The 12650-nt window shown below is 65.8% G+C and carries 11 protein-coding genes and 1 tRNA gene; 1 reads left to right on the plus strand and 11 read right to left on the minus strand.

The window, feature by feature from the left end:
* The 5 genes from XI03_RS15415 to XI03_RS15435 form a co-directional block, all read right to left on the minus strand.
* Positions 1-3219 carry an efflux RND transporter permease subunit gene (locus tag XI03_RS15415; RefSeq protein WP_271592571.1) on the minus strand — a complete coding sequence of 1073 codons (3219 nt, stop codon included), beginning with the start codon at positions 3217-3219 and terminating at the stop codon, positions 1-3.
* Complete coding sequence (ihpB, locus tag XI03_RS15420; protein WP_028141444.1) at positions 3212-4186, minus strand: divalent metal ion exporter adaptor subunit IhpB; 975 nt, start codon at positions 4184-4186, stop codon at positions 3212-3214. Before ihpB ends, XI03_RS15415 begins: the two co-directional genes overlap by 8 nt.
* Positions 4183-5457 (minus strand): divalent metal ion exporter subunit IhpA, encoded by a 1275-nt coding sequence (gene ihpA, locus XI03_RS15425; RefSeq protein ID WP_038971419.1) that lies wholly within the window; start codon positions 5455-5457, stop codon positions 4183-4185. Before ihpA ends, ihpB begins: the two co-directional genes overlap by 4 nt.
* A 55-nt stretch (positions 5458-5512) precedes the next feature.
* Positions 5513-5875 (minus strand): hypothetical protein, encoded by a 363-nt coding sequence (locus XI03_RS15430; protein ID WP_028141446.1) that lies wholly within the window; start codon positions 5873-5875, stop codon positions 5513-5515.
* A 123-nt stretch (positions 5876-5998) separates the two neighbouring features.
* Entirely contained in the window at positions 5999-6232 is a 234-nt protein-coding gene (locus XI03_RS15435; RefSeq protein WP_271592572.1) for a hypothetical protein, read from the minus strand.
* 350 nt (positions 6233-6582) lie between these two features.
* Between XI03_RS15435 and XI03_RS15440 the strand changes: the two genes are divergently transcribed.
* On the plus strand, positions 6583-7470 hold the full coding sequence (locus tag XI03_RS15440; RefSeq protein ID WP_038948746.1) for a hypothetical protein: 888 nt from the start codon (positions 6583-6585) through the stop codon (positions 7468-7470).
* A gap of 57 nt (positions 7471-7527) precedes the next feature.
* Here the strand turns inward: XI03_RS15440 and pepT are convergent, their stop codons facing one another.
* The 6 genes from pepT to XI03_RS15470 all read right to left on the minus strand — a co-directional run bounded on the left by pepT (position 7528) and on the right by XI03_RS15470 (position 12543).
* Positions 7528-8778, minus strand: coding sequence for a peptidase T (pepT, locus tag XI03_RS15445; RefSeq protein ID WP_271592573.1), 1251 nt, complete (start codon positions 8776-8778; stop codon positions 7528-7530).
* Between the two features lie 102 nt (positions 8779-8880).
* Positions 8881-9210, minus strand: coding sequence for an HU family DNA-binding protein (locus XI03_RS15450; protein ID WP_028141450.1), 330 nt, complete (start codon positions 9208-9210; stop codon positions 8881-8883).
* 203 nt (positions 9211-9413) lie between these two features.
* Positions 9414-9490, minus strand: a tRNA-Asp gene (locus XI03_RS15455).
* A 159-nt stretch (positions 9491-9649) separates the two neighbouring features.
* Complete coding sequence (locus XI03_RS15460; protein WP_018320134.1) at positions 9650-9853, minus strand: hypothetical protein; 204 nt, start codon at positions 9851-9853, stop codon at positions 9650-9652.
* Positions 9854-9996: 143 nt separating this feature from the next.
* Positions 9997-11292: a spinster family MFS transporter gene (locus tag XI03_RS15465; RefSeq protein WP_271592574.1), complete on the minus strand. Its 1296-nt coding sequence runs from the start codon at positions 11290-11292 to the stop codon at positions 9997-9999.
* Positions 11293-11352: 60 nt separating this feature from the next.
* Complete coding sequence (locus tag XI03_RS15470) at positions 11353-12543, minus strand: aromatic ring-hydroxylating dioxygenase subunit alpha (RefSeq protein WP_271592575.1); 1191 nt, start codon at positions 12541-12543, stop codon at positions 11353-11355.
* Positions 12544-12650 lie beyond the last annotated feature (107 nt).

Raw genomic sequence — 12650 nt, forward strand, 5'->3', positions numbered from 1 at the left:
CTAGCGCTCCCCGGACGTCGCCAAATCAGCTGCCATTGTAGGCGTTTCGTTTGCGACGTCACGGCGGAACAGCACGTAGAGCGCGGGCAGCACCAGCAATGTCAGCACGGTCGAGGAGATGATGCCGCCGATCACCACCGTCGCCAGCGGCCGCTGCACCTCGGCGCCAGCACCGGTCGCGAGCGCCATCGGCACGAAGCCGAGCGAGGCGACCAGCGCGGTCATCAGCACCGGGCGCAGCCGCGTCAGCGCCCCCTCGCGCACGGCGTCCGCGATGGGCCGCCCCTCGCTGCGCAGGCGCTCGATGAAGGCGATGATGACGAGGCCGTTGAGGACAGCGACGCCCGACAGCGCGATGAAGCCGACGCCGGCGCTGATGGAAAGCGGAATACCGCGCAGCAAGAGCGCGGCGACGCCGCCGGTCAGCGCCAGCGGCACGCCGGAAAACACAAGCGCTGCGTCCGCCGCCGACCCCATGCCCATGAACAGCAGCAGGAACACCAGCAGCAGCGCCACCGGCACCACGATCATCAGCCGTTTTGTCGCGGAGACCAACTGCTCGAACTGGCCACCCCAGCCGATCCAGTAGCCGGGTGGCAGCTTGACCTTCTCCGCGACCGCCGTCTCGGCTTCGGTCACGAAGGAGCCGAGGTCGCGCGCGCGGACATTGGCCGTGACGACGATGCGCCGCTTGCCGTTCTCGCGGCTGATCTGGTTCGGGCCGGGCGTGGCATCCACGGTTGCAACCGACGACAGCGGCACGTAGCGCATCTGGGTGAGCGGGGAGGCGGACAGCGCGGTGCGAACGGCCGTGGCGGTTGCGGCGTCCTCGCCGGGCGGCAGAGGGATCGGGATCGCCCGGATCGCCTCGAGATTGCCGCGTAGATGCTCCGGCAGGCGAACCACGATATCGAAGCGGCGGTCGCCCTCGAACAGCTTGCCGGCCGACTTGCCGCCGACCGCGATCTCGACGATGCCCTGCACCTCACCGACGCTCAGGCCGTAGCGGGCGAGCGCCTGGCGATCGAGGCGGACGGTGAGGATCGGAAGCCCTGCGACCTGCTCGATCTTGACGTCGCTGGCGCCGCGGACGCCGCGGATCGCGGCCTCGACCTGCTTGGCGGCGCCTTGCAGGATGTCGAGGTCATCGCCGAAGATCTTGACGCCGACGTCGCTGCGCACCCCCGAGATCAGCTCGTTGACGCGGAACTGGATCGGCTGGGAAATCTCATAGGCGCTGCCGGGAATGTCGTCGGCGGCCTTGTCGATCGCTTCGATCACCTCCGATTTCGATTTGCCCGGGTCGGGCCATTCGGCGCGCGGCTTCAGCATGATGTAGCCATCCGTCTGCGCCGGCGACATCGGATCGGTCGCGATCTCGGCGGTGCCGATGCGGGTGAAGAACTCCTTCACCTCCGGAATCTGCGTGATGCGCTTTTCCAGCGCCTTCTGCAGGTCCAGCGATTGCGTCAGACTGGTGCCGGGAATCCGGATCGAGGCCAGCGCGACGTCGCCTTCGTCCAGGCTCGGAATGAACTCGCCGCCCATCCTCGAAGCGGCGATGCCGCTTGCGACCACGATGAATGCGGCCATGACGGCGACCGCGAGCCGGTTGTCGATGGCAAAGCGGAGCAGGGGGAGGTAGGCGCGCTTGGCCATGCGCATGAACAGGTTTTCGTGCTCGGACACCTTGCCGGTGACGAAGATGGCGACGGCCGCCGGCACGAAGGTGATGGAGAACAGCACCGCGGCGCCCAGCGCCATCAGCACTGTCAGCGCCATCGGCGTGAACATCTTGCCCTCGACGCCCGTCAGCGTCAGCACGGGCAGATAGACCACGGCGATGATCAGCGTTCCGAACAGGCTCGGCTTGATCACCTCGCTGGACCCGCGCAGGATCGCACGGAGCCGCTCAGAGGTCGTGAGCAGGCCGCCTTTCTCGCGCTGGGCCGCGGCCAGCATGCGCAGGCAATTCTCGACGATGATCACGGCACCGTCGACGACGATGCCAAAGTCGATCGCGCCGAGGCTCATCAGGTTCGCGCTGACTTTCGTCTCGACCATGCCGGTGATCGTCATCGACATGGACAGCGGAATGACGCAGGCCACCACGAGGGCGGCGCGGATGTTGCCGAGGATCAGGAACAGCACCGCCACCACCAGGGCGGCGCCTTCGAGGAGGTTGTTCCTGACGGTACGGATGGTGGCTTCGACCAGATCGGTGCGGTCGTAGACGGTTCGCGTCACGACGCCATCGGGCAGCGATTTGGCGATGTCCTCGAGCCGGGCCGCGACGCGGCGGGCCACCGTGCGGCTGTTCTCGCCGATCAGGAGCATGGCGGTGCCGAGCACGGTCTCCTCGCCATCGCGCGTCGCGGCGCCCGTGCGGAGATCGCGGCCTTCCGTGACGGTCGCGACATCCCTGATCCTGACGGGATTTCCGCCGCGCGAGCCGATGACGATGTCCTGGATTTCGCCGATATTCCCGACCTGGCCGGGGGAGCGAACCAGATATTGCTCGCCGTTGCGCTCGATATAGCCGGCGCCGACATTGGCGTTGTTGGCGGCGAGCGCCGTCATGACGTCGCGAAAGCCGAGCCGGTAGGCCATCAGTTTGCCCGGGTCCGGCAGCACGTGGAATTGCCGCTCGAAGCCGCCGATGGTGTTGACCTCGATCACCCCTGGCACGTTGCGAAGCTGCGGCTTGATGATCCAGTCCTGCACGGTGCGCAAATCGGTCAACGAATAGTCGTGACCGCCTTGCGTCTTCGCGCCCGTCTTGGCTTCCACGGTGTACATGAAGATCTCGCCGAGCCCGGTCGAGACCGGGCCCATCGCGACCTCGACGCCAGCCGGAAGCTGGTCTTTCACCTGCTGGATGCGTTCGCCGACGAGCTGGCGGGCGAAGAAGATGTCGGTGCCGTCCTTGAAGACGACCGTCACCTGGCTGAGGCCGTAGCGCGACAGCGAGCGGGTATAGTCGAGCTTGGGCAGGCCGCCCATCGCGGTCTCGACGGGGAAGGTGATGCGCTGCTCGGTCTCGAGCGGCGAATAGCCGGGCGCGCGGGTGTTGATCTGGACCTGGACGTTGGTGATGTCAGGCACCGCGTCGATCGGAAGGTGCTGGAAATTCCAGGCCCCGAAAGCAATGGCGCCGAGCGCCAACAGGAGGACCAGCCAGCGCTGATGCAGCGAGACGGCGATGAGGCGCTCAATCATGTTCGGCCTCGCCCTTGCCCATCTCCGCCTTCACGACGAAGCTGTTCTCGGCGACGTAGTGCTCGCCGGCCGACAGGCCGGCCTTGATCTCGACATGGCGCGGATCGGAATCCCCTGTTTCAACCGGGCGTGCCTCGATCTTGTCGCCGTCCTCGCGGACGAACACGATGGTCCGGTTCTCCAGCGTCTGGATCGCGCTGCGGCGTACGGCGACCGCGACGTTGCGCGCGGCGAGGATCAGCCTCGCCGTGACGAACAGGCCGGGCCGCAGGCGGCCATCCGGATTTTGCAGCACCACGCGTGCAAGCGCTGTCTGGGTCTCGCTGGAGCCGATCGGCGCCATGTAGGAGATCGTGCCCTTGATCTCGCCGCGGCCATCGTCGGGATCGATCAGCACCTCGTCGTTGAGGTGGACGCGCCGGAGATCCTGCCGATAGATCGACAGGTCGACCCAGATGGTCGAGAGGTCGGCGACGACGAAGGCCGGCTTCTGTTCGGAGGCATATTCGCCGAGCGAGATTTGTCGCTCGATGATGGTTCCGGCAATGGGAGCTTTCAGCTCGTAGACGGTGAGGCTCTGGTTGCTCTCGATCGCGGCGAGCAGATCGTCCTTGCCGACCTTGTCGCCGATGCGCTTCTGGATCGATTTGGCGAGGCCCGGAAAGCGCGGCGTCACCTGCACCACGGCTTCCTGGTTGGCACGCAGAATGCCATTGAAGGCGAGCGTGTCGGTCAGGGTCGCGCTCGCGGCCTCGGCGAGCGTGACGCCCGCGGCCGCCAGCTTGACGTCGGAGATGCGGATGCGGTCGGCACCGTGCTCATCCTGCTCGACATGGTCGTTCGGCTTCTTTTCGGAATGCTCAGTGTGCTCGGTATGCGCGGGCGTGGCCGGCGCGAGCAGGGAATAGCCGTAAGCGCCGAGCGCGGCGGCAACGATGGCGACGAGAATGGTGGAGGACGTCTTCATCGTGCGCTCTCCCGCGCCAGCGTGAAGGGATTGCCGACGAGACCTTCGATGGTCGCAACGCCTGCGTGGAAATTTTGGAGCGCCTCCTGCTCGCGCAGCCGCGCCTGGGTGACGCTCGCCTCGGCGTCGAGCACCTCGAGCAGGGTGAAGCGGCCCTGGCCGTAGCCTTGCGAAATCGCCTCGGACGCCTCGACGGCCTTGGGAATGGCGATCTCACGCAGCACGGCGAGCTCGCGCAGCGAGCCCTGCAACGAGTCGTAGGCGCGGCCGGCAATCACGATCAAGGTGTTGCGGTTGGCCTCGCGCTCGGCCTTGGTCTTGGCGAGGCTTTCCTGCGCCGAGAGGATATTGCCCTGGTTCTGGTCGAACACGGGGATCGGCACCGAGAGGGAGAGCCGCACCGCATCGTCATTGGTCTCGTTGAAGTGGCGCCAGCCTGCGGCGATCCGCACGTCCGGATAGGGCTTGAGCCGGGCCAGCAGCAGCTCGGCATTGCGCTGGGCGAAGACGGCGGTCCAGCGCACCAGCTGCGGATTGGCGTCGATGGCGGCGACCACCGACTGGAACGTCGGCGGCTTGCCCATGGTGTCGAGACGGCCGGAGACCTCGCCGAATTTCGCGGATGCGTCGCCCATCAGCACGGCAAGCTCGCGCCGGGCGCTGGCCAGCGTTGCCTTGAAGCGTTCGCGGTCGGCCTTCACCAGGGCGGAGGCCACTTCGGCGCGGCCAGTCTCGGCCGGCGAGGAGGCGCCGGCCTCGACGCGGCGGCGCAGCAGCGGCGTCAAGCGGTCGATCGCCGCAATCTGCTCGTCGAGGATCTGGATGCGCCGCTGCGCGCCGAGCACGCTGAGGAAGGCGATCGCGGTCTCCGACAGCACCTCCAGCCTGACCGCCTTGCGCTGGATCGCGGCGACCTCGATCCCGGCCGCGCCGGCCGCGATCCGCGCGTCGCGCTTGCCGAACAGCTCAAAGGCCTGGCTGATCTGGAGCGTGGTCTCGGCCGATCGGGTCCCGCGATATTTGCCGGAGCCGAATGAATCGTCCTGCTCGTAGGACAGTTCCGGATTGAGCAGGGCGCCCGCCTGGATGCGCTGGCCCGTGGCGATGCCGACGTCGCGCTCCGCCGCCGTCAGCCGTGGGCTCGCGGCCAGCGCGCGCGACAGCGCGCTCCGCATCGTCAAAGTCTGGGCGTGCGACGGCGCAATCGCCGATCCAGCAATCAGACACGCCACCGCGCACGCCAGGCGCGCGGCCATTCTCCTGCGCAACATAAAACCGACCTGTGAAGGATGAACCTAATGGGCGCGGACGCCCCGACCAATCCGTTCAGGCAATATGTTTGGGAGGCGGGGAATCGGTATCGGGGGTAATTCCGGCGAGCCGGGGTGCAGGCTGCGGGCTGGATGCGGATGCAAGCGCGACCGAAACGGCCGCCGGCGCCGGCTGTGTCACCGTCAGCGAGAAGCAGCCATGGCAATGATGTCCGCCGATGGCCTTGTGGTCGCTGTGGCCCGTGGGGCCATCGAGGACCGCTGCGATCTCCGAGCCGCCGCCCGGCGTGGTGACGTCGATGTCGTGCGAGCCATGCAGCGCGCTCGCCAGCAGGTAGACAGCCGCGATCAGCACAGACAGCAGCCCGCGCCAGTTGCGCCGGCGGCAAGTTCCTGAGGGCTGGCGGTTCGCGGGCACGACGTCACTCTGGTTGCGGTCTATGCCCGGCCTAGCATGGGGGTGGGAACAGTGTCGACCTGCAACATTGTTACGTCCCTTGAAGAATTGCCGCAGTGCTGGCCGCAAACGCCAACACGCGTCTCATTGGCGCGTGATCAGGCCCAGTTGAGCGTCGGCTGCTGCTTCGCATGCCACCTCTGGAAGATCGCCGGTGTCACCGGCTTCGGCCGAGACGATTGCGCAACGGCCGGCTTCCATCGCCCGCTCCAGCCATTTGATGGCTTCATCGACCCATCTGTCGTGCTGCTCGGGATCGGCGATCGCCTTTTCCCGAAATGCATCTGCCCGATGAAGGCACGCCGTTCTGCGGTCCACGCGGCTCTCCCCGATCCGGAGGTTCCGCCCCGGTGGCATCCTTTATGATCGCAGAGCCGGCGTCGCTAACATAGGACAGGAAGCGCAAAAGGAAGGCCCCAGCCCGGGGCTGACCGGCTTAGGCCTTCGTGCTCACAATCTTCATCCTTGGGACTCGAACAGGCAACGCCCGTCTCGCCGGTTCGTTCCGCAATTGATGCCGAATTAGGAACGTTCCTCATATCTCGCGATTTAGCGAGCAGGAGAAACTGAGGAGGACGGGACTATGGACGGACTGATTTATCTCATCGGCTTGATCGTCGTGGTCATGGCGATCCTGTCGTTCTTCGGCCTGCGCTGAGAGAACGGCAATGGAAACCCTCGTACGCGACAACATGATGGAGCGCGGTGCCACGGCTGCCGACGACCGCCGGACCATCCAGTGGAGCTCGGTGCTCGCAGGCGCTCTCGCCGCCGGCGCAATGTCGTTCATTCTGGTCGGCTTCGGTGTCGCGGTCGGCCTGGGTGTCAGTTCGGCCTCGCCGACCTGGCGCGATGCCTCGGCGGCGCTGGCGCTGCTCTCCGGGCTCTATCTGATCGTCCAGGCGATCATCAGCTTCGGCTTCGGCGGCTACATCGCTGGCCGGACGACGCGACCGGCGCCTGCGCTTGCAACGATCGAGGATGATGGCGAGCGGCGCGACGGGCTGCATGGCCTGACCGCCTGGGCATTGGCCGTGCTGGCTGGCGCAGCTCTGCTGGCGCTTCTTGGCGCTGCTGCGATCGACCGTTCGCCGATGCGCAGCTCCGCGAGCAATACCTCCGCAGCCGAGCCGCTGCTGAGCTATGAGCTCGACAAGCTGTTCCGCGCGCCCCGCCGCGCGCCAAACACGGATCTGAGGGAAGCCCGCGCCGAAGCGGGGCGTGTCCTCATGACGTCATCCAGCCACAGCGGCGTCAGCGCCGATGACCGGACCTACCTCGTGCAGCAGGTTGCCGCAGTAACGGGACTGGCGGCCCCTGATGCCGAACGGCGCGTCGATGTGCTGATCGCAGACTCGAAGACGGCCATCAACCGCGCGCGGCGCAACGCGATCATCGTGGCCTTCTCGGTCGCAGCCGCGACCCTGATCGGCGCCGCGGTGGCTTGGGCTGCGGCTGTCGCTGGCGGACGGCATCGTGACGGAGAGCCGTTGCCGAACTGGATGGCGAGCTCAAATCGCTTCCACCGCAGCCCGCGCGCAATGCCGGTGCCGTAGGTTCCAAAACAAATGGCCGGGCGCAAGCCCGGCCATAACGGACGCTTGCAGGAAGTTTCAGGCTTTCTCCTCCCAGATCATCGCGAGATGCACGATGGTCTGCACGGCTTTTTCCATGTCCTGCCGGCTGACCCATTCGAGCCGCGAATGAAACGCGTGCTCGCCGGCAAAGATGTTGGGGCAGGGCAGGCCCATGAAAGACAGGCGCGAGCCGTCGGTGCCGCCGCGGATCGCGGTGCGCATCGGGCGCAGGCCGGCGCGGCGGATCGCCTCGATAGCGTATTCGAGCACGTGCGGGTGACGGTCGATCACCTGCTTCATGTTGCGGTACTGCTCCCGCACCTCGAACGTGTAGGTCGAGCGCGGATAGTCCTTCATCACGTCCTTGACGATGGTCTCGAGCAGGACCTCCTTCTCCTTCAGCCCTTCCTCGGTGAAGTCGCGGACGATGAACGAGAGCCTCGCCTGTTCCAGCGCACCCTCGATGCCGATCGGATGCAGAAAGCCCTGCTTGCCCGAGGTCGTCTCCGGCGAGCAGCCTTCCTTCGGCAGCCGCTCGACGATGGCGGCCGCGATCTTGATCGCGTGCTCCATCTTGCCCTTGGCGTAGCCGGGATGGGCGCTGACGCCGTTGATGGTGATGGTGGCGCCGTCGGCCGAGAACGTCTCGTCCTCGACGCAGCCGGCGCTTTCGCCGTCCATGGTATAGCCGAAATCGGCACCCAGCTTGTTGATGTCGACATTGTCGACGCCGCGGCCGATCTCCTCGTCCGGCGTGAACAGGATCTTGATGGTGCCGTGCTTCACATCGGGATTGTTGATGAAGAAGTGCGCTGCATCCATGATCTCGGCAACGCCTGCCTTGTTGTCGGCGCCCAGCAGCGTGGTGCCGTCGGTGGTGATGATGTCGTTGCCGATCTGGTTCTTCAGCGCGGGATGCTCATTGAAGCGGATCACTTGGCTGGCATCGCCCGGCAGGGTGATGTCGCCGCCGCGATAGTTCCTCAGAACTTGCGGCTTCACGTCCTTGCCGGTGACGTCGGGCGAAGTGTCCATGTGCGAGCAGAAGCAGATCACCGGCACCTTCTTGTCGGTGTTGGCCGGGATCGTTCCGTAGACGTAGCCGTAATCGTCGAGATGCGCGTCCTCGACGCCCATGGCCTTCAGCTCCGCGGCGAGCACGCGGCCGAGATCCTTCTGCTTCTCGGTCGAGGGCGAGTGAGGGGATTCAGGATCGGACTGGGTGTCGATGGTGACGTAGCGCAGGAAGCGCTCGGTCACGGTATGCGAAAAGGTGAGGGAGGACATTTCTGGTCAAACCGCCGGGGTCAGGGGAGCAGCCGGTATACCAGAAAAGCGGGCCGCGTTGCGGCAGGAAGGAGGTGGGATCAGGCTTAACGAAGAGTAGCTTCAGATCGCCTCTTTCAGTTCCTTGACCGGGCGGAAGGTGACCTTCTTGCTGGCCTTGATGTGGATCGGCTCGCCGGTGGCGGGATTGCGGCCGGTTCGGGCGGCGCGCTTGCGGACCTGGAGGATGCCGAGCCCGACGATGCGGACCCGGTCGCCCTTCCTGAGGTGCTTGGCGATCAAATCGACCATGTCGGTCAGGACCGCCTCGGCGTGCTTTTTCGACAGATCCTGGCTCTCGGCGATATCGGCGGCGAGCTGCTTGAGCGTGATGGTGGCGGGAGCGGCTGCCTTCTTCGCCGAATCCTTCTTGGCCGAATCCTTCTTAGCCATGACTGGCCTCCCCGGTTGTCCAATGACAGGGAATCCCTGGAAAAGCCGAGAATGCGTGGGGATCCCTCTAAGTCCTTTGAGACGTAGACGATTCGGGCGCGGGCTGACTATGCCGAGAGTTCCCGCCAGCGGCAGGGAATCGCCGGCGCAGATGCGGCAGAAGTCGAGAAGTTCAAGCTAAGACTATGAAGGGATTGCCAAAATGGCGCGAGAGACGGGGCTCGAACCCGCGACCTCCGGCGTGACAGGCCGGCGCTCTAACCAACTGAGCTACTCCCGCGTGGTTCGCTCGATGCGCGCGGAACGAGGGGGGAATTAAAGGCGGGGCTGAGTGAAGTCAAGGACGTTGCGCTGGCACGGTGTATCTCGGCTAAGCATTGCTCTGGAAAACGAAAAGGCCGCCCGGAGGCGGCCATCGGTCAGCCCGGAAGCGGACCTTTCAGCGAATCTCGGACGTGCCGGCGCTCGTCACCACCACCGGCTTGCCGGCCTTGATCACGTGGGTGGACTGGGCGGTCTGGCTGTAATCGGCATTGGTGCGGGCTGCGATCCCGAAGGCCGCCACTGTGATGCCAGCCACCAGCGCCACCACCACGATCTTCAGGTGGGTCGCACGATCAGCAGAGTGAATTGAGTGGTTCATCTGAGCCTCCCGACGGGCTTTGCCGCCGTCTATGGGCTCATGTCTTAAGGACCATCTGTTTCCGGATGGTTTCGCGGGTTCCGCAAAATGGTTTCATCTCGCCGCCCGGCCTGTTTCGCCGGGCGGGCCCAACCGGGCCGGTCTCAGGCCGCGGCACGGCCGATGTCGTCCCGGATCGCGCGGGCGGCCCAGATGAACAGGAGTGCGCCGAGCGTGGTCGTGACCGCCGCCGAGAGCAGGGAATAGCGCACGGCCTCTGCGCCATAACTGCCCTTCAGCGCGTCATTGACCATGCCGACCGCGAGCGGGCCGACGCCCTGGCCGAAGCAGGTGGCGGTGAGCGCAATCAGCGCGGAGGCGAGCGCGCGCATGCTGGGCTTGGCCACCGTCTGCGCGATCGCGAAGATCGGGCCGAGATGGAAGCCGACCAGGAACGAGGTCAGCGCGAGCATGGCGACCATCATCGCGAAATCCTGCGTCAGCATGCACAGCGCGAACACCGGCCCGGCGAGTCCCGAGGTGATCGCGGGCGCCCACAGCTTCCAGCGGTCGTCGCGGCGGCTGACCTGCGCCACGACGAAACCGCCGAGCAGGGTGCCGGCCATGCCGGCCAGGCCCTTGAAGGTGCCGGCATAGGTGCCGATCTCGGCGCTCGACAGATGATGCACGCGGGCCAGGAACGGCGGGATCCAGGCCGCGGTCGCGTAGTTCGTGTAGGTGGTGAGGCAGAAGCCGATCAGGACGATGATGAAGCTGCGCTGCGAGGCGAGAAAGCGCAGCGTCGGCCCGAGCGGCTCGGGCACGAAACTCTCCTGCATCGCGCCGCGCTTCGGCTCGGAGATCGTCAGCCACAGCACCAGTGCGAGCAGGATGCCGGGCAGGCCGGCGACATAGAAGGCCATCCGCCAGCCATAGTGCTGGTTGACGTAGCCGCCGATGAAATAGCCGAGGAAGACGCCGAGATAGGTGCCGATGGCGTAGATGCCGAGCGCGCGCGGGCGCTCGTTCTTGGCGAAGAGGTCGGCGACGATCGATTGCGAGGCCGGCGAGCCCGCGGATTCGCCGGCGCCGACGCCGATGCGCGCCAGCGCCAGCGAGGTCACGCTGGTGGCCGCGCCGCACAGCGCGGTCATCGCGCTCCAGAACGCAAAGGCCAACGCCACGATGTTGCGGCGGTTGAGCCGGTCGGCAACACGCGCAATGGGAATGCCGAGCAGAGAATAGAACAGCGCAAAGCCGAAGCCCGCGAGCAGGCCCATCATGGTGTCGCTGAGGGCAAACTCCTTCTTGATCGGCTCGATCAGCACGTTGAAGATCGTGCGGTCGAGGAAGTTCAGCGCGTAGATGATGGTGAGCAGCCCCAGCACGTAATAGCGCCGCGCCGGGGGCTTTGCCGCGGCAGCCGTTTGCACCGACATCTGTGACGTCACATCGACCATCGCTTCCCCCAATCTGTCGTTGTTATCGTTGTCGGTCCAGCTCCGTTTGGAGCTGGTAGATCAGCCTTCGCGGATGTAATTCCCCGCTTCGAATGCGACCGCAGGCGCGCCGGCATCGAACGAGACGCCGATCGGATCGCGGCCCGCGGCGAGCGCATCGAGCTGGTCGCTCAGCATGCGCCGGATCAACAGGATGCCGCGGTCGCTCTGGCCGAAATGCTCCTCGGAATGAACGGTGACCTCGCCCTGGCCGACCTGGGCCTCGTAATCGCCCGGAAATTGCTGGTGCTCTTGCTCGGTCATGTCCCACCAGAACTTGCCGTTGAACTTCGAGCGCATGCGGCTGATGTCGCCGGGAGCCTTGACGCGGCCGGCGACATAGATCCGGAAGGAGCCGTCGTCGATCGGAAGGACCCAGCCGATCGACTCGACGCGCGCGAACTGCGCGACGCGCGGGTTCGGCACGACGCGTAAGGTCGGCAGCGCGGCCTCGCTGACGCGATAGAACACCTTGCCGTCGTCCTGCTTGCGCTCGGAGCGGACGAGGACGCCGCGCGGCGATTTCTCGAACGTCACCTCCGGGATCGACGCCATCATGTTGGTGAATTGCGGGCCCGAGAACGAGCCGTGCAGCACCGGCACGTGATAGGGATCGACCACGTTCTCGAAATGCTGCAGCCAGTTGCACGGAATGATGGCGGGGCCACCGCCGCCGATCGAGGAATCATCGGCCTCGACCAGCTCGCCGTCGTCCATTGTCTCCAGGCACTCGTAAGCCGGCAGCACCGGGCGTTTCTCGGCCGGCCCCATATAGGCGAAGATCAGTCCGTAGCGTTCCTCGACCGGATACCAGGGCTGGCGCACCTTGTCCTTGAACTGGCCGCCGTCGGGCTCGCAGGGCTGCTCCAGGCAGTGGCCCTCGGTGTCGAACTTCCAGCCGTGATAGCAGCAACGGATGCCGTCCTCCTCGACCTTGCCATAGTAGAGCGTAGTGCCGCGGTGGCAGCAGCGGGCGTGCAAGAGGCCGGCGCGGCCATGCTTGTCGCGGAACAGCACCAGATCCTCACCCAGAGCGCGCACCTTCCTCGGTGTGTCGGTGGCGTCACCGACGAGCCCGACCGGGTGCCAGTAACGGCGCAGCAGTTCGCCCATCGGCGTGCCGCGCACGACCGAGGTCAGCTCGGTGCGGGTGTGCGCCGGCTTCATCGCATAGGCCGTGCCGAGATCACGATCCCGCTGGGTGATGGTCATGCTGGTCCTCCCGCTTTGGCCCGTGATGGCCGGGCCTTTTCGATGCCTTGGATCCAGAGAAAGATAATTCGATGACAATGTCAACGATCTTCCAAATGCCTCTTAGT

Origin of the sequence: Bradyrhizobium sp. CCBAU 65884, assembly GCF_028128835.1 — a bacterium.
GTDB classification, from domain to species: Bacteria; Pseudomonadota; Alphaproteobacteria; order Rhizobiales; family Xanthobacteraceae; genus Bradyrhizobium; species Bradyrhizobium ottawaense.

What these genes read in the sequence shown, in the direction of transcription:
- XI03_RS15440 (WP_038948746.1), top strand. Translation starts at nt 6,583, where the DNA reads ATGGAAACCCTCGTACGCGACAACATGATGGAGCGCGGTGCCACGGCT.
- pepT (WP_271592573.1), bottom strand. Translation starts at nt 8,778, where the DNA reads ATGTCCTCCCTCACCTTTTCGCATACCGTGACCGAGCGCTTCCTGCGC.
- XI03_RS15470 (WP_271592575.1), bottom strand. Translation starts at nt 12,543, where the DNA reads ATGACCATCACCCAGCGGGATCGTGATCTCGGCACGGCCTATGCGATG.
- ihpB (WP_028141444.1), bottom strand. Translation starts at nt 4,186, where the DNA reads ATGAAGACGTCCTCCACCATTCTCGTCGCCATCGTTGCCGCCGCGCTC.
- ihpA (WP_038971419.1), bottom strand. Translation starts at nt 5,457, where the DNA reads ATGTTGCGCAGGAGAATGGCCGCGCGCCTGGCGTGCGCGGTGGCGTGT.
- XI03_RS15460 (WP_018320134.1), bottom strand. Translation starts at nt 9,853, where the DNA reads ATGAACCACTCAATTCACTCTGCTGATCGTGCGACCCACCTGAAGATC.
- XI03_RS15465 (WP_271592574.1), bottom strand. Translation starts at nt 11,292, where the DNA reads ATGGTCGATGTGACGTCACAGATGTCGGTGCAAACGGCTGCCGCGGCA.
- XI03_RS15450 (WP_028141450.1), bottom strand. Translation starts at nt 9,210, where the DNA reads ATGGCTAAGAAGGATTCGGCCAAGAAGGATTCGGCGAAGAAGGCAGCC.
- XI03_RS15415 (WP_271592571.1), bottom strand. Translation starts at nt 3,219, where the DNA reads ATGATTGAGCGCCTCATCGCCGTCTCGCTGCATCAGCGCTGGCTGGTC.